This window comes from Paraburkholderia sp. GAS348, from assembly GCF_050434205.1.
Lineage (GTDB): Bacteria > Pseudomonadota > Gammaproteobacteria > Burkholderiales > Burkholderiaceae > Paraburkholderia.
Window position 1 is genome coordinate 17,076 of sequence record NZ_JBNPVT010000025.1, and the last position, 17,986, is coordinate 35,061.

At 63.1% G+C, this 17,986-nt stretch carries 18 protein-coding genes; 10 read left to right on the forward strand and 8 right to left on the reverse strand.

Going from position 1 to position 17,986, the window contains the following annotated elements; all coding sequences use genetic code 11:
• Positions 1 to 184: 184 nt before the first annotated feature.
• The 5 genes from P3T22_RS28360 to pxpB all read right to left on the reverse strand — a co-directional run bounded on the left by P3T22_RS28360 (position 185) and on the right by pxpB (position 4,466).
• Positions 185 to 1,141: a DUF979 domain-containing protein gene (locus P3T22_RS28360; protein WP_063497584.1), complete on the reverse strand. Its 957-nt coding sequence runs from the start codon at positions 1,139 to 1,141 to the stop codon at positions 185 to 187.
• A complete protein-coding gene (locus P3T22_RS28365; protein ID WP_063497583.1) occupies positions 1,138 to 1,887 on the reverse strand; it encodes a DUF969 domain-containing protein in 750 nt (249 codons plus the stop codon). Before P3T22_RS28365 ends, P3T22_RS28360 begins: the two co-directional genes overlap by 4 nt.
• A 104-nt stretch (positions 1,888 to 1,991) precedes the next feature.
• Complete coding sequence (pxpA, locus tag P3T22_RS28370; protein ID WP_429326746.1) at positions 1,992 to 2,744, reverse strand: 5-oxoprolinase subunit PxpA; 753 nt, start codon at positions 2,742 to 2,744, stop codon at positions 1,992 to 1,994.
• A 19-nt stretch (positions 2,745 to 2,763) separates the two neighbouring features.
• Positions 2,764 to 3,816: a biotin-dependent carboxyltransferase family protein gene (locus P3T22_RS28375; protein ID WP_063497581.1), complete on the reverse strand. Its 1,053-nt coding sequence runs from the start codon at positions 3,814 to 3,816 to the stop codon at positions 2,764 to 2,766.
• Positions 3,813 to 4,466 (reverse strand): 5-oxoprolinase subunit PxpB, encoded by a 654-nt coding sequence (gene pxpB, locus P3T22_RS28380; RefSeq protein WP_063497580.1) that lies wholly within the window; start codon positions 4,464 to 4,466, stop codon positions 3,813 to 3,815. The genes P3T22_RS28375 and pxpB overlap by 4 nt, the downstream gene beginning before the upstream one ends.
• Positions 4,467 to 4,673: 207 nt before the next feature.
• On the opposite strand from pxpB, the gene P3T22_RS28385 reads away from it, so the two are divergent.
• Positions 4,674 to 5,186, forward strand: coding sequence for a winged helix DNA-binding protein (locus P3T22_RS28385; RefSeq protein WP_063497579.1), 513 nt, complete (start codon positions 4,674 to 4,676; stop codon positions 5,184 to 5,186).
• A 58-nt stretch (positions 5,187 to 5,244) separates the two neighbouring features.
• Here P3T22_RS28385 and P3T22_RS28390 read toward each other — a convergent pair whose 3' ends face one another.
• Positions 5,245 to 5,787, reverse strand: coding sequence for a 5-formyltetrahydrofolate cyclo-ligase (locus tag P3T22_RS28390; RefSeq protein ID WP_063497578.1), 543 nt, complete (start codon positions 5,785 to 5,787; stop codon positions 5,245 to 5,247).
• Between the two features lie 77 nt (positions 5,788 to 5,864).
• On the opposite strand from P3T22_RS28390, the gene P3T22_RS28395 reads away from it, so the two are divergent.
• The 4 genes from P3T22_RS28395 (at position 5,865) to P3T22_RS28410 (ending at position 10,792) form a co-directional block, all read left to right on the forward strand.
• On the forward strand, positions 5,865 to 7,832 hold the full coding sequence (locus P3T22_RS28395; RefSeq protein ID WP_429326747.1) for a transglycosylase SLT domain-containing protein: 1,968 nt from the start codon (positions 5,865 to 5,867) through the stop codon (positions 7,830 to 7,832).
• Positions 7,833 to 7,913: 81 nt separating this feature from the next.
• Complete coding sequence (locus P3T22_RS28400) at positions 7,914 to 8,867, forward strand: complex I NDUFA9 subunit family protein (RefSeq protein ID WP_429326748.1); 954 nt, start codon at positions 7,914 to 7,916, stop codon at positions 8,865 to 8,867.
• A 42-nt stretch (positions 8,868 to 8,909) separates the two neighbouring features.
• Complete coding sequence (locus P3T22_RS28405; RefSeq protein ID WP_429326749.1) at positions 8,910 to 9,563, forward strand: glutathione S-transferase family protein; 654 nt, start codon at positions 8,910 to 8,912, stop codon at positions 9,561 to 9,563.
• Positions 9,560 to 10,792 carry a multifunctional CCA addition/repair protein gene (locus P3T22_RS28410; protein ID WP_429326750.1) on the forward strand — a complete coding sequence of 411 codons (1,233 nt, stop codon included), beginning with the start codon at positions 9,560 to 9,562 and terminating at the stop codon, positions 10,790 to 10,792. The genes P3T22_RS28405 and P3T22_RS28410 overlap by 4 nt, the downstream gene beginning before the upstream one ends.
• A gap of 41 nt (positions 10,793 to 10,833) precedes the next feature.
• On the opposite strand, the gene P3T22_RS28415 is transcribed toward P3T22_RS28410, so the two are convergent.
• Together P3T22_RS28415 and P3T22_RS28420 are read right to left on the reverse strand one after the other, a co-directional pair.
• Complete coding sequence (locus tag P3T22_RS28415) at positions 10,834 to 11,028, reverse strand: DUF2905 domain-containing protein (protein WP_429326751.1); 195 nt, start codon at positions 11,026 to 11,028, stop codon at positions 10,834 to 10,836.
• 22 nt (positions 11,029 to 11,050) lie between these two features.
• Positions 11,051 to 12,241 carry a class I SAM-dependent methyltransferase gene (locus tag P3T22_RS28420; protein ID WP_063497572.1) on the reverse strand — a complete coding sequence of 397 codons (1,191 nt, stop codon included), beginning with the start codon at positions 12,239 to 12,241 and terminating at the stop codon, positions 11,051 to 11,053.
• A 13-nt stretch (positions 12,242 to 12,254) separates the two neighbouring features.
• Here P3T22_RS28420 and P3T22_RS28425 point away from each other — a divergent pair, with 13 nt between their 5' ends.
• The 5 genes from P3T22_RS28425 (at position 12,255) to glmS (ending at position 17,950) form a co-directional block, all read left to right on the forward strand.
• Complete coding sequence (locus P3T22_RS28425) at positions 12,255 to 13,073, forward strand: SDR family oxidoreductase (RefSeq protein WP_429326752.1); 819 nt, start codon at positions 12,255 to 12,257, stop codon at positions 13,071 to 13,073.
• A gap of 96 nt (positions 13,074 to 13,169) precedes the next feature.
• On the forward strand, positions 13,170 to 13,565 hold the full coding sequence (locus P3T22_RS28430) for a dihydroneopterin aldolase (RefSeq protein ID WP_063497570.1): 396 nt from the start codon (positions 13,170 to 13,172) through the stop codon (positions 13,563 to 13,565).
• A gap of 3 nt (positions 13,566 to 13,568) precedes the next feature.
• Positions 13,569 to 14,567 carry a tRNA 2-thiocytidine(32) synthetase TtcA gene (gene ttcA, locus P3T22_RS28435; RefSeq protein ID WP_429326753.1) on the forward strand — a complete coding sequence of 333 codons (999 nt, stop codon included), beginning with the start codon at positions 13,569 to 13,571 and terminating at the stop codon, positions 14,565 to 14,567.
• 143 nt (positions 14,568 to 14,710) lie between these two features.
• Positions 14,711 to 16,072, forward strand: a complete 1,362-nt coding sequence (gene glmU, locus P3T22_RS28440; RefSeq protein WP_429326754.1) for a bifunctional UDP-N-acetylglucosamine diphosphorylase/glucosamine-1-phosphate N-acetyltransferase GlmU — start codon at positions 14,711 to 14,713, stop codon at positions 16,070 to 16,072.
• A gap of 60 nt (positions 16,073 to 16,132) precedes the next feature.
• A complete protein-coding gene (gene glmS, locus P3T22_RS28445) occupies positions 16,133 to 17,950 on the forward strand; it encodes a glutamine--fructose-6-phosphate transaminase (isomerizing) (protein WP_429326755.1) in 1,818 nt (605 codons plus the stop codon).
• Positions 17,951 to 17,986: the final 36 nt, after the last annotated feature.

The following is a 17,986-nucleotide window of genomic DNA, read 5'->3' on the forward strand; positions in this document are numbered from 1 at the left end:
TTGCACGCATCGTCAGCACATGTGGATGGGGGAGACCATCCGCCAGCTTATGGTCCGGCCCCTTTCCTGGCGATCGGACGTCTCCGAATTCGGCGGCGTCCATTTGCCACGGCTATGCAACTCGCCGACCGGCGCGACACGCCGGCGTGATGCCGGCGCCTGCCACCCGGTATGGCCAACGCCCCTACAGGAACATCAGGAAATTCAGCAGCAAGATGTTCACGATCAGCAAGGTCAGCGCCGTCGGCACTTGCACCTTGATCACCGCGTTCTTATCCGGCAATTCCAACAATGCCGCCGGCACCATGTTGAAGTTCGCGGCCATCGGCGTCATCAGGGTGCCGCAGTAGCCCGAGAACATGCCGATCGCGACCATCACCGCAGGGTTGCCGTGAAACACGCCGACGAGAATCGGCACGCCGACGCCGCCCGTCATCACCGGGAATGCAGCGAAGCCGTTGCCCATCACCATCGTAAAGAGCGCCATGCCGATGCAGTACACGGCTACCGCGATAAACCGGTAGTCGAGGCTGATATAGGCCGTGGTGACGTGAGCGACTGCCTTGCCGACGCCGGCGTCCGAGAACACGAGGCCGAGCATGCCGAGCATCTGCGGCAGCACTGCGGCCCATGACAACGCATCGACCAGGCGGCGCGCCTCTTTCATCGACTGGCCGACGGTATCGCGCGTCATCACGCAGGCAATCGCAAGTGCGATCACGCAGCCGATGCCGAAGCCGATCAGCGTCACGTTGGCCTTCTCGATCAGCGGCATGCCGCCGAAGATCAGATGGCTGGCCGACAACGTAATGATCACGGTGACGATCGGAATCGTCAGCGCGGGTACGAACAGCTTGTTGCCCAGACGCGCGGCGCTAGCCTTGCGAGCTTCGAGGGACAGCACTTTCGGCTTGGCCGCGGTCACGCCGCCGAAGCCCGCAGCCAGCGCCATCACGATCACCAGCACGCCGACCACCGAGGGCGGCAGCTTGTCGCCGATCAGGAAGATCAGCGCGTAAAGAATCCAGAAACCGCCGGCGGTGAAACGGCGCGGGTGGTCCTTGTCGGTGACGATCATGCCGCCGATGACTAGCAGCACCACGCCCAGCAGCCAGAACAGATAGGTAATCGTGAGCGTCATGCTTTGTCTCCTGCGGCGGGTTGCGTCGGCGAAACGGAGGGGGTGTTCGCTATGGCATTGCCGCGCAGTTCGCGTTCGAGCCTGCGGTCGAGCAGATAGAGGCGGAAGCCGTGAATGACGAACGCGCAGATCGCGGTCGGGATACCCCAGACGGCCACGTGAATCGGCTCGACGACGATGCCGGCTTCTTTCAGAAAGGTCGTCATCAGCACGATTGCGCCGAACGCGACGAAGATGTCTTCGCCGAAGAACAGGCCGACGTTGTCGGTCGCGGCGGAGAACGCGCGCAATTTGAAACGCACGGCGTCGCTGATCTTGCCGAAGCGCGTTTCCGTCGCGCCTTCGGCCATCGGTGCGATCAGCGGACGCACCATCTGCGGATGGCCGCCGAGACCGGTCAGGCCGACAGCGGCGGTGAGTTCGCGCACCAGCAGATAGACGATCAGCAAACGGCCCGCGGTTGCGGCCTTGATGCCGCCGATCCACGCTTGTGCGCGCTCGCGCAGGCCATGCCGCTCCAGCAGGCCGATCACGGCCAGCGGCAGCAGAATGATCAGCGGAATATTGCGGGTCTTGATGAAGCCAGTGCCGATTTCGGCGAGGATTTTTTCAGGCGGGAAGTGCGCGGCCAGACCTGTGACAATCGCGGCAACTGCCACGATCAACATCGGATTGAAGCGTAATAAAAAGCCGACGATGATGACGGCCACGCCAATGAGCGGCCATAGACTGACTGTTGTCTGCATCTGGATCTCCAAACAGGGTTTCAACCTTGCCGCTTGTGGCGGCGAACGTGGGCCGGCGCGCGGGGATCCCTGCGCCGTATTGCTCGCGTTGGCCGACGCGCGGATCAGGCGCTCGCGGCGCCGGCCGCGTGAACTTCAATGCCGGCGTCCTGAAGCGCGCGGCGGATGCGCCGCGCGAACGCCAGCGCGTGCGGGCCGTCGCCGTGCAGGCAGATGGTTTGCGCGTTGAGTGGCACCCAATGTCCGTCCACGGCCTGCACGCGGCGCTCGCGCACCATGGCGAGCGTGCGCGTCAGCACCACGTCTTCGTCGTCGAGCAGCGCGCCGGGTTCCGTGCGTGGCACGAGCGACCCGTCGGCGCGATAGCCGCGATCGGCGAATACTTCTTCGACGGCGGTCAGGCCCGCTGCGCGTGCGGCTGTCACGAGTCCGCTGTTGGCGAGCGCGAATACCGCTACCGACGGGTCGAAATCGTGGACCGCCGAGACGATCGCATCGGCGATCTTCGCGTCGCGCGCGGCCTGGTTGTACAGCGCACCGTGCGGCTTGACGTGCGCGATGCGCCCACCTTCCGCCTGGGCGATCGCCGACAGCGCGCCGAGCTGATACAGCACGCCGGCATAGATGTCGTTGGCCGGCAGGTCCATTTCCTTGCGGCCAAAGTTATCAGGATCGTTAAAGCTCGGATGCGCGCCGATCGACACGCCTTTTTGCACCGCCCATCGCACGCAGTCGCGCATGGTGTTGGCGCCGCCCGCGTGCCAGCCGCACGCGATGTTGGCCGAACTGACGAGCTCGAGCAGCGCCTCGTCAGAGCCGCAGCCTTCGCCGAGGTCGGCGTTCAAATCGATTTCCATGGTGTTCCTCTGCTTAGTGTTACAGCGCTGCGACCGCCGGCCGACGCGCGCAGCGCTCTTCGTGCATGGCAATAGCGGCGTCGATTTGCCGCAAATACGTGCGTTCTTCCAGTAAGGCCTGGCGCGCCTCATAGAGCGTCGTCGGGATGAAACGGATGGAGGCGTTCAGACGAACCTGCGCTAGCTTCCATAGATCGGCCTGGATCACGGCGCCGATTTTCGGATAGCCGCCGGTGGTCTGCGCATCGCTCATCAGCACGATCGGCTGGCCGTTCGGCGGGACCTGAATCGTGCCGGGCAATACCGCGTGCGAGAGCAGCTCGCTTTTCTGGGTGCGCTTCAGTTCCGTGCCGGCGAGGCGGTAGCCCATGCGGTTACTGTTCGGTGTCACCAGCCATTCATCGGACCAGAACGATTCGTGCGCTTCTGCAGTGAAGCTGCCGTATTCGGGACCTTGCAGCACGCGGATCGGCACGGCCCATGGCACGCCGGACGGATGCCGGCCACGCCGCAGCGGTTCATGGACCAGCGCGAACTTGCACCAGGCGGGCGCCTTCACGCCGAACTCCGGCGCTTCGGGGGTAAAGCCGAGGTGGCCACGTTGCAACGGCGCGCCGACCGGCAGGCGGTCGCCGTCGCGCAGCGACCGGCCGCCAAGCCCGCCGAAATGGCCGGCGAGATCGGTGCTGCGCGAGCCGAGCATCGGCAAAACATCGATACCGCCAGCAATGCAGACATAGCCGCGCATGCCGCGTTTGGCGGCTTGCAAAACCAGTTCCTGGCCGGCCTGCACCGGCAGGCTCCACCATGAATAAACCGGTTTGCCGTCGAGCGTCGCGCCGAATTCGGTGCCGGTGATGGCCACGCGTGTGGCGCGCAGAAAGCGCAGCACGGTCGGACCGAAGGTAATTTCCAGGCCGGCTGCATCGGGCCGGTTGCCGACCAGCCGGTTGCCGACTTCGAGCGACAGACGGTCGAGCGCGCCACCCATCGCGACGCCGAGGTGCCGGTAGCCGTGACGGCCGAGATCCTGAATCGTAGTTAGCAGACCCGCGCGAATCACGTCGATCATGCGTGTATCCCCGCGACAGTAAAGCGCACCCGGTCGCCCGGTTGCAACAACGTGGGCGGGCGGCGAGCCGGATCGAACAGCGGCAGTTCGGTGCGGCCGATCAACTGCCAGCCGCCGGGAGACGTCGCCGGATAAATGCCGGTCTGCGCACCGCCGATGCCGACCGAACCGGCTGGCACTTCCAGCCGCGGCGACGAACGGCGCGGCGTGTGCAGCGCTGCGTCGAGCCCGCCCATGTAGGCGAAGCCCGGCTGGAATCCGAGGAAGAACACCACGTACTCGCCCTGGGCATGACGTTGCACAACGTCGCGTATGTTCAGGCCAGTGTGATTGGCGACCGCTTGCAGGTCGGGGCCGAACTCGCCGCCGTACTGCACCGGGATTTCGACTTCACGGCCGGGTGCGGGCACGTCGCTCACCGCGTTCCAGGCCGCTTGCAATTGACTCACGAGCGCTTCGCGGTTGGCTTCGAGCGGATCGAATACGATTGTCAGATTGTTCATGCCCGGCACCACCTCCAGCACATGCGGCCAGTCGCGCGCGGCAGCGGCTGCGGCCCACACGCGCCGTTGGCAGTCCAGCGTGGCGGGCGGCGCCACCTCGCACACTAGCGCGGCATCGCCGAGCGGAAAGATTCTTGGTTGGCTCATCGCTTAATGGCCCAGGTCGAGTCGGAAATGTCGAGCATATCGGACCCTATGGATAATTACCGGCATGGGGTGCGCGATGCATGAAGAGTACATTGTCAATAAAATATCAACGAATTCTCAATAAGCGTTTTCGCCAGGCTCCCGGGAATGGTCTGCTCGTCGTACACTCCCGACACCTTCCCATCCTGTTTCTCGAGAATCTTCACCATGTCGCGCCACCCCACCAAGATCGTCTCCTCGGAACATCTCGTGTCTGACACAAGCGCGGAGCTGTCCGAGCTGGAGTACGCACTCATCATGGCTGGCAACGCGTTCAACCGGTGGATGGTGCGCTGCATGTCGGCCGCCGGCGAAAAGGATATGACGGCGATCGAAGTCTCGTTGCTGCACCACGTCAGTCATCGCGAGCGCCGCAAGAAACTGGCGGACATCTGCTTCGTGCTCAACATCGAAGATACCCATGTCGCCACCTATGCGTTGAAAAAGCTCGTAGCTAGAGGGTACGTAAAAAGCGAAAAGACTGGCAAGGAAGTGTTCTTCTCGGCGACCGATGCGGGCCGCGAACTCTGTCTGAAGTACCGCGAGGTGCGCGAGAGCTGCCTGATTTCGACGCTGAAGGAAAGCGGCCTGACCAACGAGCAGATCGGCGAGGCGGCGCAACTGATGCGCAATGCGTCCGGACTGTACGACACGGCCGCGCGGGCGGCGTCGTCTCTATAACGGGGTTCCGCCTCGCCGGCGGGTGAAGAATGCGCTTCGCACGGCGCGCTTCGAACGCTCAATCCGCCGGGTGTGGATAGCAGCCGGCTTCCGTCACGATCAGATCGAGCGGGATATCGTGGGCTTCGCGCCGCAACGCGTCCGTGCGGCACGCTTCATAGGCGATGCCGACTGTGACCGGCTTCTTCGAGTCTGGCCAGGCGGCGAGCGTGCGGTCGTAGTAACCGCCGCCGTAACCGAGCCGGTAGCCGTCGGCGTCAAAGCCGACGCACGGCACGAACAACAGATCAGGAATGACGACGCGCCCAGAAGTGGGCTCGGCGATCTTGTGATGGCCGATCTTCATCGGCGTATCGGGCGCCCATGCGTGAAATTCGAGCGGCACGCCGCGTTCCTTGACGACCGGTAAACTCGCCTCGTGTTGCGAGTCGGCCGCGAGCCAGATCGCAATCGCGGTGCGTGCGTCGAACTCGCCCGCCAGCGGCCAATAGAAACCCACGCTGCTCACGCCGTAGTGCTTCAACGCATCGAGAATGCGACGGTTGAGCGCAGCGTTGTGCGCCGGCTTGGAAGCCGCTTGTAGCCTTGCTTCCAATAGCATTCGACGCAGCGCCTTTTTCGATTCTGCGACGGGGTTGCATGCTATGCTTGGGTTCAATTCGCGCTCCAGAAACAACGATGTCAAAACGCCTCTATCGAGTATATCGCGCGGCCGGTCTGGCGCTTGCCGCTGCGGCACTCGTCGCGTGCAGCACGGCCTCTGCCGTCAAGCCCATTCCCCTTTCTCAACTCACGAACGACGACCAGACCTTCGTCCAGCTTCGCGAAGCCGCCCGCGCTAATGACGCGGCGCGTGCAGCACAACTGGCGAGCACGATCCCGAACTATCCGGCGCCTTCATATCTTGAGTACTTCCAGCTCAAGCCGCAGTTGTTCGATTCCAGCGGCCATGCGCGGATTGACGCGCCGGATGCGCCGGTGCTGGCGTTCCTGCAGAAGTACGACGGCCAGGCCATCGCCGACCGCCTGCGCAACGACTACCTCACGGTGCTCGGCGCGCGTCACGACTGGCGTAACTTCGATCAGCAATACGCGCGCTTCGTGCTGAACGACGATACGCAGGTGAAGTGCTACGCGCTCGAATCGCGCGCCGCGCGTGGCGAGAACGTTGCCGACGCGGCGCGTGCGCTGCTGGTCGATCCGAAGTGGTACGGCGACGGTTGCGTCGATCTGATCACCGCGCTGTCGGTCAACCAGCAATTCAGTTCCGACGACGTGTGGCAACAGATCCGTCTCGCGTACGAGCAGAACTACACCGACACCGGCAGCAAGCTTGTCGACGCGCTCGGTAATCAGCCACCCGATCCGGTGCTGTTCGGCCAGGCCACGAGTACGCCGCCGTTGTTGCTGGCACGCGGCGTCGGTCCGGATACGCAGTCGCACCAACTCGCGTTGCTCGCAATCACGCGCATGGCGCGCAACGACCCGGCCATGGCCGCGGCCACGTTCGCCTCGGTAGCGCCGTCGCTGAACTCGCCCGAGCGTGCAATCGGCTGGGGCACGATTGCCTATCAGGCCGCGACCAGGCAGATGCCGAGCGCGGTCGACTGGTACCGGCTCTCGGTGAATGCGCCACTGTCGACCCCGGCGTACGAATGGCGCACCCGCACCGCCCTGCTCGCGGGCGACTGGACGATGGTGCGCTGGTCGATCGAACAGATGCCGGCGGCGCTGCGCAATCAGCCGTCGTGGGTGTACTGGCATGCGCGTGCGCTCAAGCAAGCCGGCGACACGACCACAGCCAACCAGGAATTCGAATCGATCTCGCGGGGTTTCAACTTCTACGGCCAACTGGCTTCCGAAGAACTCGGCCAGAAGATCAGCGTGCCGCCGAAAACCATCGTGACCGACGCCGAAGTCCAGCAGGCCGCCAACACGCCGGGCTTCGATCTGGCGCAGCGGTTCTATGCGCTGAATCTGCGGCTCGAAGGCAATCGCGAATGGAACTGGCCGCTTCGCGACATGAGCGACCGGCAACTGCTCGCTGTTGCCGAATATGCGCGCCGTATCCAGTTGTATGACCGCACCGTCAACACGGCGGACCGCACGAAGAGCGAGCACGATTTCTCGCTGCGGTATCTGTCGCCGTTCAAGGACATCGTGGAGCGCGATGCGCAGTCGAGTGGGCTCGACGTCGAATGGGCATACGGGCTGATTCGCCAGGAGTCGCGCTTCATCATGAACGCCCGCTCGGAAGTCGGCGCGAGCGGTCTGATGCAGTTGATGCCGGGCACCGCGCAACTGGTGGCGAAGAAGATCGGCCTCGGTCCGATTTCGCGCGAGCAGATGAACGACATCAACACCAACATCCTGCTCGGCACGAACTACCTGTCGATGATCTACAATCAGTTCGACGGGTCCGCGGTGCTGGCCACTGCCGGTTATAACGCCGGTCCCGGCCGTTCGCGCAGCTGGCGGCAATCGTTGCAACAGCCGGTTGAAGGGGCGATCTTCGCCGAGGCGATTCCGTTCCAGGAAACGCGCGATTACGTCAAGAATGTGCTGTCCAACACGGTCTACTACGCGGCATTGTTCGAAGGCCGTCCGCAATCGCTGAAGGCGCGTCTGGGTTATATCGCACCGTAAGCGCCGTGCCGCCGCCGCGTCACTCCGATGCGGCGGTGCGCCACGCCAGCCGTTGCCACGGCTTCCACCAGGGAGTCGAAAATGCGACACCAAGCCATTGCGATCATTGGCGGTTCCGGTTTTATCGGCAGCCATCTCGTCAACGCCCTCGTTGAAATGGGCAAAGACGTGCGCATCGCCACCCGGCGCCGCTACAACGCCCGCCATCTCACCCTGCTCCCCATCGACGTGATCGAAGCCGACGTGTTCGATCCTGTGCAGCTCGCGCGTTTCGTTGAAGGCGCCGATTGCGTCATCAATCTCGTTGCCACGCTGCATGGCAAGCGCGGCACGCCTTATGGCCCGGAATTCGCGCGCACGCACGTCGAATTGCCGACCAAAATCGTTGCGGCTTGCGAAGGCAAGGGCGTGCATCGGTTGATTCATATCAGCGCGCTCGGCGCCGACTCGAACGGGCCGAGCATGTATTCGCGCTCGAAGGGCGACGGCGAAAAGGCCGTGCACGCGGCGAATCTGGCCTGGACGATTTTCCGGCCGTCCCTGGTGTTCGGTCCCGAAGACCAGTTGCTCAACAAGTTCGCGTTCCTGCAACGCGTCTTCCCGGTGATCCCGCTTGCCATGCCGGATGCGAAATTCCAGCCGGTATACGTCGGCGATGTGGCGAAAGCGATCTGCAACGTGCTCGATCTCGATGCAGCCAGCGGCCATACTTACGAACTCGGCGGCCCGACCGTCTATACCCTCGAAGACCTCGTCAAGTATTGTGGCGATGTGATTGGCCGGCATGCGAGGATCATTCGCCTGCCAGAAGCGTTGGCGCGTTTGCAGGCATTGACGTTCGAAATGGCACCGGGCGATCCGGTGATCTCGCGCGACAATCTCGATTCGATGAAAGTCGACAACGTGTTGAGCGGACCGCTTGCGCCTGAACTCGGCATCGAACCCGCCAGCATCGAAACGATCGCACCCGTGTATCTGACCGGCGCGTCGACGCGTTCGCGCTTCGACACGTTTCGCGCCAGCGCGGGGCGCTGAACCTTTTTATCTCTTCCTTCATCTTTCCCTTCGATACCAGGCATGAAACTGCTTATCGGCGACAAGAACTATTCGTCATGGTCGATGCGTCCATGGCTGCTGCTCAAATTTTTCGGCATCCCATTTGAAGAGGTGATGATTCATCTGTATGAATCCGGCACGAAGTCCGCGATTCTGGCTTATGCGCCGACCGGTCCGGGCAAGGTGCCGTGTTTGATCAGCGAGGACGGATCGGCCACCTGGGATTCGCTGGCGATCGCCGAGACGTTGGCTGAGCGCTTCCCGCAGCATGCGCTGTGGCCGCGCGACCCGGCGGCGCGTAGCCACGCGCGCAGCGTGAGCGCTGAGATGCATTCGGGCTTCGGCGACTTGCGCTCGAACATGTGGATGAACATTCGCGCGTCGTTTCCCGGGAAGAACGCCACGCCAGGCGTGCTTGCCGATATCGCGCGTATTGAGGCGCTCTGGAGCCAGTGCCTGGCGACCCACGGTGGCCCGTTCCTGTTCGGCGAGTTCGGCATTGCCGACGCAATGTACGCGCCGGTGGTGATGCGCTTCAGGACATGGCAGCCGGCGCTATCGGACGTCTCCGCGGCTTACGTGGAGCGCGTGACGGCGCTGCCGGCGGTGAAGGCCTGGATCGACGACGCGCTTCGCGAAACGCACACCATTCCCTATCAAGACGTATGCCCATGAATATCTACGCGGTCGGCGGAGCGATTCGCGACGAGTTATTGGGCGTGCCGGTGCAGGACCGCGATTACGTGGTGGTTGGCGCGACGCCCGAGCAGATGGTGGCGCAGGGCTATCGTCCGGTGGGCAAGGATTTCCCTGTGTTCCTGCACCCGCAGACGCACGAGGAATACGCGCTCGCGCGCACCGAGCGTAAGACGGCGGCGGGCTATCACGGCTTCCAGTTCTTCTACGCACCGGACGTCACGCTCGAAGAGGATCTCGCTCGCCGGGACCTGACGATCAACGCGATGGCGCGCGAAATGCGCCCGGACGGCGAACTGACCGGCCCGGTGATCGACCCGTTCAACGGCCGGGGCGATTTGCAGGCGCGGCTGTTTCGTCACGTCAGCGATGCGTTTCTCGAGGACCCCGTGCGGATTTTGCGGATTGCGCGATTTGCGGCGCGCTTCGTCGATTTCACGGTGGCGCCGGAGACGATGGCGCTGATGCGCAAGATGGTAGGCGACGGTGAGGTGGACGCGCTAGTGGCCGAGCGCGTGTGGCAGGAAGTGTCGCGCGGGTTGATGGAGAAGAAGCCGTCCCGGATGTTCGCGGTGCTGCGGGAATGTGGCGCGTTAGCGCGGATCCTGCCGGAGATCGATGCGTTGTTTGGCGTGCCACAGCGGGCTGATTACCATCCTGAAGTGGATACGGGCGTGCATGTGATGATGGTGATCGACCATGCCGCGCAGCGGGGCTACGCGTTGCCGGTTCGGTTCGCGGCGCTCACGCATGACCTGGGCAAAGCGACGACGCCTGACGACGTATTGCCGCGTCATATTGGGCATGAGGGACGCAGCGTGGATTTGCTGAAGCCTTTATGCGAGCGGCTGCGGGTGCCGAATGAATGCCGGGATCTGGCGCTGCTCGTCGCACGGGAGCATGGGAATATTCATCGCGTGATGGAGATGGGGGCGGCGGCGTTGGTGAGGCTGCTCGAGCGCAGCGATGCGATTCGGAAACCGGCGCGGTTTGCTGAAGCCTTGCAGGCTTGCGAGGCGGATGCTCGCGGGCGGCTTGGGTTTGAGATGCAGGAGTATCCGCAGGCCGAGCGGCTGCGGATTGCGCTTGTTGCCGCGCGCGGTGTGGATGCTGGCGCTGTGGCTGGGCAGCTTGCCGATGCACCTTCTGGCATAAAGGATGCGGTGCATCGGGAGCGCGTTCGCGCTGTTGAAGTCGCTCTTGCTTAATGGGTTTGGTTTTTTTGCCACCAAAAGCAAAAAAACCTCACCTACAAAAGCCTGGCAAGAATCGACAAAACCATAGAAAGCACAAGCGTCGACATAAACGGAAACGGATATTCACGCCCGAAGAGGCGCAACGTGACGTCACCGGGCATGCGCCCAATCCCAATCTTCCTGAGCCACGGCCAGCAGGCCGACAACACCGCCACCGCAACAAACGTAGTCAACAGCCAGCGGATCATCGCAAATTCCTAAGGCAAAAAATCACAGCGTATGTGACCGGTCGCCGCCGGAAAACGCCTGCAACGTGTCATCCAGTCCGCGCGAAAACGCGATCACCTTGAACAGCTCGCCCATCTCCGCCTCGGACAACAACTTCTGCACCGCATTCGCCGCAGGCAAAAACCTCGCCGTGTCCGTTGGATCGAGCGCTGATAACGCCTCGGTAATCCCCGCATTCAACAGGAATCGCGCTTGCGAAGTAAACCCCAGTAAGTCCGCCCCAGCCTCGACCCCAGCTTCGGCGACGCCGGTAAATTCCACGTGCGCCGTGATGTCCTGCAAGCCCGGATAAACAAACGGATCACCATGCGCGCGATGCCGGTAATGGCACATCAATGTGCCCTGCGCACGCTGTTCATGGTAGTACTCGTGACGCGGAAAACCATAATCGATAAAGAACGCCGCGCCACGCGCGAGCATCGTGCAAATGGTCCGCGTGAATGCACGGGCGGCGTCGTGCGTTTCGGTGACGTAGTCGTCGCCGGCCGTTTCGATCTCAGCCAGAAATGCAATGTCCGCAGCCGCCGATACCAGACGGTCGTCGAACGCAAAAGCCTCGTCGCGCCACACCACGCCGCGTTCGTGCCAGGCGCCGCCAGTGAAGGCGAAAAGCCGCACAGGCATCGCGTCCAACACCTCGTTGCCGATCACCACGCCTTCGAATTGCTCCGGCAACGCGTCCAGCCAGCGCACCTTCGCGGCCAGCGCCGGTGCCGCGGCTTCGATCGTCTCGCGTTGGCGCTCGCGCAATTCACCTGACAAATCCACGATCGAGTAGCTGTCGAATTCGACGCCCAGCGCGTCGAGCGCGTTCAGCAAGCCGGCGGCGAGTTTCCCCGTGCCGGCGCCGAATTCCATCAGCTCGCGCGTGCTGCTTGCCTGCAAGGCCTCGGCGAGCGGGCGCGCCAGCGTTGTGGCGAATAGCGGCGACATTTCCGGCGCCGTCACGAAGTCGCTGCCGTCGTCGCCGCGCAGGCCGAATTTGCGGGCGCCGCCGCTGTAATAGCCGAGTCCCGGCGCGTAAAGCGCGCGCTCCATGTAGCGGTCGAATGGCAGCCAGCCGCCTGCCGCTTCGAGCTCCGCGCGGATCTGCGCGACCAGCGCTTCGGACTGCGCAAGCGCGCTCGGGCCGGGAGCAGGTAAACTATCGGGTTGGTGAGCTTTCGGATTCATCCCCGCATTGTAAATGACCGCCTCTCTGGACACCGCCGCCGCCCGCGCGCCTGAAGCGCCGCGCATCGTGCTGATTACCGGCGCCGCCCGCCGCATCGGGCGCTCGCTCGCGCTCGGCTTCGCCGTGCGTGGCTGGGACGTGGCGGTCCATTACGGCGCGTCGCGGGAGGAGGCCGGCGAAGTGGTCGCGGAAATCGTCGCCTTGGGCCGCCGGGCGGTGGCTTTGCACGCGGAATTGGGCGACGAGGCTCACGTCGAGCAGCTTTTGCCCGCCTGTATGGCCGCGCTTGGCCGCCCGTCGTGTATTGTCAACAACGCGTCGCGCTTCGAAGAAGACACGGCGCTCAACGTCGGTTACGACCTGCTGCTGAAGCTCACCGCGATGAACCTCGGCGCGCCGCTCGTGCTGGCGCGTATGCTGTTCGAGGCTACGCCGGAAGCCGCGCGCACCGATGAAAGCCAGCGCGGCGTGGTCATCAATGTGCTGGACCAGAAGCTGTACAACATGAACCCGGACTACCTGTCCTATACGCTGTCGAAAGCAGCGTTGCAGACGGCGACGGTTGCACTGGCGCAGGCGTTGGCGCCGAAAGTGCGCGTGGTCGGGCTCGCCCCCGGTCTGACGATGCAATCCGCCGATCAAACGCCGGCCGGTTTTGAAGCAGCTCACCGTACTACGCCTTTGGGCCGCGCGTCGCGGCCGGAGGATATTGTCGCCGCCGCGCTGTATCTCGCCGATGCAGCGGGCGTCACCGGAACGACGCTGGTGGTCGACGGCGGGCAGCACCTTGTGCCGCTGCCGCGCGACGTAATGTTTTTGATGGGCGCCTGAACAGCGCGCGTGCGGGTGCCGGTTAAAGCTGGCGGCCGCCCACGCGTTGAAGCGTCCCTTTGCGTGCCCCGCACGCTTTTTTCGACTGGAACGAACATGTTTGCCGCTCTTTCGCATCCCCGGCTCGCCGATTGCCGCCGGCTCTTTCTGCGCAATTACGAAGTGCACATCAACATCGGTGTGCACGACTTCGAAAAGCGCGGCGAACAGCGCGTCGTGATCAACGTCGAACTGTTCGTGCCGCTCGCGCTCTCCACGCCGGTTCAGGACAAATTGAACGAGGTCGTCGATTACGACTTCATGCGCTCGACCATCGCGCGCCGCGTCGAACAAGGTCATATTCACCTGCAGGAAACCCTCTGCGACGACCTCGTCAAGGCACTCCTCGATCATCCGCAGGTGCGCGCCGTGTGCGTGTCGACCGAAAAGCCGGACGTTTATCCCGACTGCGACGCGGTTGGCGTCGAAGTTTTCCGTATCAAAGAGGATTGAGCCATGAATGCCCAGGAAGTCCTGAACGGCACCGCGGCCCCCGAGGCGGCGCAGGCCGCGCACATCCCAGCGGGCAAAGCACCGCTCACGCGCCGCGAGCAAAAAGAAGCCTACGAGAACAACAAGCTGTTCAAGCGGCTCGCGCGCCAGGTCGGCGAGGCGATCGGCGACTTCAACATGATCGAGGAAGGCGACAAGGTGATGGTCTGCCTGTCGGGCGGCAAGGATAGCTACGCGATGCTCGAAATCCTGATGCGGTTGCGCGAGCGCGCGCCGATCAACTTCGACATCGTCGCGGTGAACCTCGACCAGAAGCAGCCGGGTTTTCCGGAGCATGTGCTGCCCGAATACCTGAAACAACTCGACATTCCGTTTCACATCGAGAACCAGGACACCTACAGCATCGTCAAGCGGCTGGTGCCGGAAGGCAAGACCACCTGCTCGCTGTGCTCGCGGCTGCGTCGCGGCATTCTGTATCGCGTGGCGGGCGAACTCGGCGCGACCAAGATCGCGCTTGGCCATCATCGCGACGACATCCTGCAAACGCTGCTGCTGAACATGTTCTACGGCGGCAAGCTGAAGGGCATGCCGCCCAAGCTGCAATCGGACGACGGCAAGAACATCGTGATCCGCCCGCTCGCCTACGTGAAGGAAACCGATCTGGAAAAGTACGCGGAGCTGCGCGAATTCCCGATCATTCCGTGCAACCTGTGCGGCAGCCAGCCGAACCTGAAACGCGCGGAAATGAAGGCGCTGATCCGCGATTGGGAGAAGCGCTTCCCGGGCCGCATCGAGAACATGTTCAATGCGTTGTCGAACATCGTGCCGTCGCATCTGATGGATCACAAGCTGTTCCCGTTCGCCGGCCTGCGTGCAAGCGGCGAGGCCGATCCGCAAGGCGATATCGCCTTCGACGAAGAGCCGTGTTCGACCGATGCCGGCGACGGCACGCCGTTCAACGGAGCGAAGCCGATTTCGATCGTCCAGTTCGACGATATGTGAGGGGCGCAGAGACACGCGGAAAACCTGCGAGAAGTGCGCGATTTCCCGCGTTTTTGCCCACTCTGAGGCCGCGCAAGCGGCCTTTGTCGTCATGAGCTGCATGATAGAATCGTCGGCTCCAAACTCGTCTTATTGCCGACGCCATGAACATCGTGATTTTGGCGGCAGGCACCGGCAAGCGCATGCGGTCCGCGCTTCCCAAGGTGCTCCATCCCCTGGCCGGCCGGCCGCTCCTCGCTCATGTCATCGACACTGCACGCGCGCTCAAACCCAAGCGTCTGGTCGTGGTGGTCGGTCATGGCGCCGAAGCTGTGCGTCAAGCGGTAGCGGCACCAGACGTCCAGTTCGCCGCGCAGGAGCAGCAACTCGGCACAGGCCACGCAGTGCAGCAGGCGCTGCCATTGCTCGATCCGTCCGAACCCACACTGGTGCTGTACGGCGATGTGCCGCTCACGCGCGCCAGCACGCTGCAGGCGCTGACCGATCGCGCGGGCCAGGGCGGCTACGGCGTGCTCACCGTCACGCTCGGCCACCCCAGCGGCTACGGCCGCATCGTGCGCGATCAGCACGGCAAGGTGTCGCGCATCGTCGAACAGAAAGACGCCACGCCCGAGCAGCTCAAGATCGCCGAGATCAACACCGGCATCATCGTCGCGCCGACCGGGCGCCTTGGCGGCTGGCTCGCCGCGTTGAAGAACGACAACGCGCAAGGCGAGTTTTACCTGACCGACGCGGTCGAGATGGCGATCGAAGCGGGACTCGAAGTGGTCACCACCCAGCCCGACGAAGAGTGGGAAACGCTCGGCGTGAACAGCAAGCAGCAGCTTGCCGAACTCGAACGGATTCACCAGCACAATGTCGCCGAGGCGCTGCTGGTTGCGGGCGTCACGCTTGCCGATCCGGCTCGCCTCGACGTGCGCGGCACGCTCGAATGCGGCCGCGACGTGTCGATCGACGTGAACTGCGTGTTCGAGGGCCGCGTTACCTTGGCCGACAACGTGATCGTCGGGCCGAACTGTGTGATCCGCAATGCGACGATCGGCGCCGGTACGCGTATCGACGCGTTCACGCACCTCGAAGGTGCCGAAGTCGGTGCGAACGTCGTGCTCGGCCCCTACGCACGGCTGCGTCCGGGCGCGTCATTGCAGGACGAGTCGCATGTCGGCAACTTCGTCGAGGTGAAGAACGCGGTGCTCGGTCATGGCTCGAAGGCGAACCATCTCACGTATATCGGCGATGCGGATATCGGGGCGCGCGTGAATATCGGTGCGGGTACCATCACCTGTAACTACGACGGCGCGAACAAATTCCGCACGATTATCGAAGACGACGTGTTTGTCGGCTCCGACACGCAACTCGTTGCACCAGTGCGCGTGAAGCGCGGCGTGACGATCGCGGCGGGCACAACGGTCTGGAAGGATGTCGAAGAAGACATGCTGGTCCTGAACGATAAGACTCAAACAAGCAAGCCGGGCTATGTACGCCCAGCCAAGAAGAAAAGTTGATGGGCGTGACGCGCGCGCGGAGCGCGCTCCCTGAAACCCAGCACTGAAAAGGAATAAGCCATGTGTGGCATTGTCGGCGCGGTTGCGCAACGTAATATCGTTTCCGTCCTGATCGAAGGACTGCGTCGCCTCGAATATCGCGGCTACGATTCGTGCGGCGTGGCCGTGCTCGGCAACAGCGGGCCGCGGCGTGCGCGCAGCGTGGCGCGCGTTGCCGATCTGGACGAGCAGGTGCACCAAAGCCACCTTGAAGGCATCACGGGTATCGCGCATACGCGCTGGGCGACGCACGGCGCGCCGGTGACCGACAACGCCCACCCGATCTTCTCGAAAGACGAACTCGCGTTGGTACACAACGGTATCATCGAAAACTACGAATCACTGCGAGAAATTCTGCGGGGCAAGGGTTATACATTTGTCTCGCAGACCGATACAGAGGTTATCGCTCACTTGATTCACAGCCTGTATCGCGGCGATCTGTTCGCTGCGGTGCGTGAAGCCGTCGGGCAATTGCACGGCGCGTACGCGATCGCGGTGCTGCATAAGGATCAGCCGCATACGGTGGTCGGCGCACGGCAAGGTTCGCCGCTGGTGGTGGGGCTCGGCAACGGTGAGAACTTCCTCGCTTCGGATGCGCTGGCGCTTGCTGGCAGCACCGAACGCTTCATCTTCCTCGAGGAAGGCGACGTCTGCGAACTGTCGCTCGAGGGCGTGCGTATTGCCGATCGTGACGGCTATGAAGTGCAGCGCGAAGTGCGCCAGGTCGCGGCGTATGGCGGCGCGGTCGAACTCGGCCCGTATCGTCACTTCATGCAGAAGGAAATTTTCGAGCAGCCGCGTGCGATTACCGACACGATCCCGCAAGGCGATTCGTTCGACGCGTCGCTATTCGGCGAAGGCGCCGACAAAGTGTTCGCGGACATCGACAACCTGCTGATTCTGGCGTGCGGCACGAGCTACTACTCGGGGCTGACCGCGAAGTATTGGCTGGAGTCGGTCGCGAAGATCCCGACCCAGGTGGAAATTGCCAGCGAGTATCGCTATCGCGAGTCGGTGCCGAATCCGAAGTCGCTGGTGGTGGTGATCTCGCAGTCGGGCGAAACGGCCGACACGCTGGCGGCGCTCAAGCATGCGCAGTCGCTGGGGCATAAACATACGCTGGCGGTATGCAACGTCGGCACGAGCGCGATGGTGCGCCAGACGGAATTGTCGTTCCTGACCCATGCGGGTCGCGAGATCGGCGTGGCGTCGACCAAGGCGTTCACGACGCAACTGGTTGCGCTGTTCGTGCTGGCCGCGACGCTTGGGAAGCTGCGTGGGCAGGTGAGCGCGGAGCAGGAAGCCGAGTATCTGAAACTGCTGCGCCACTTGCCGGCGGCGTTGAATAGTGTGCTGGCGCTGGAGCCGCAGATCATCGCGTGGTCGGAAGAGTTCTCGCGCAAGGAACATGCGTTGTTCCTCGGGCGCGGCCTGCATTATCCGATCGCACTCGAGGGCGCGCTGAAACTCAAGGAGATTTCCTATATCCACGCGGAAGCGTATCCGGCTGGCGAGTTGAAGCATGGCCCGTTGGCGCTCGTGACTGAAGCGATGCCGGTGGTGACGGTGGCGCCGAATGATGCGTTGCTGGAGAAACTGAAGTCGAATATTCAGGAAGTGCGCGCGCGGGGCGGTCAGCTTTATGTGTTTGCGGATGCGGATACGAAGATCGTGAATGATGAAGGTCTGCACGTGATCCGGATGCCGGAGCACTACGGCTTGCTGTCGCCGATTCTGCACGTGGTGCCGCTGCAGTTGCTGGCGTATCACACGGCGTGTGCGCGTGGTACGGATGTGGATAAGCCGCGGAACCTGGCGAAGTCGGTTACGGTGGAGTGAGGCTGATAGGCCGCTATCGCTAGCTTCTTCACGCTG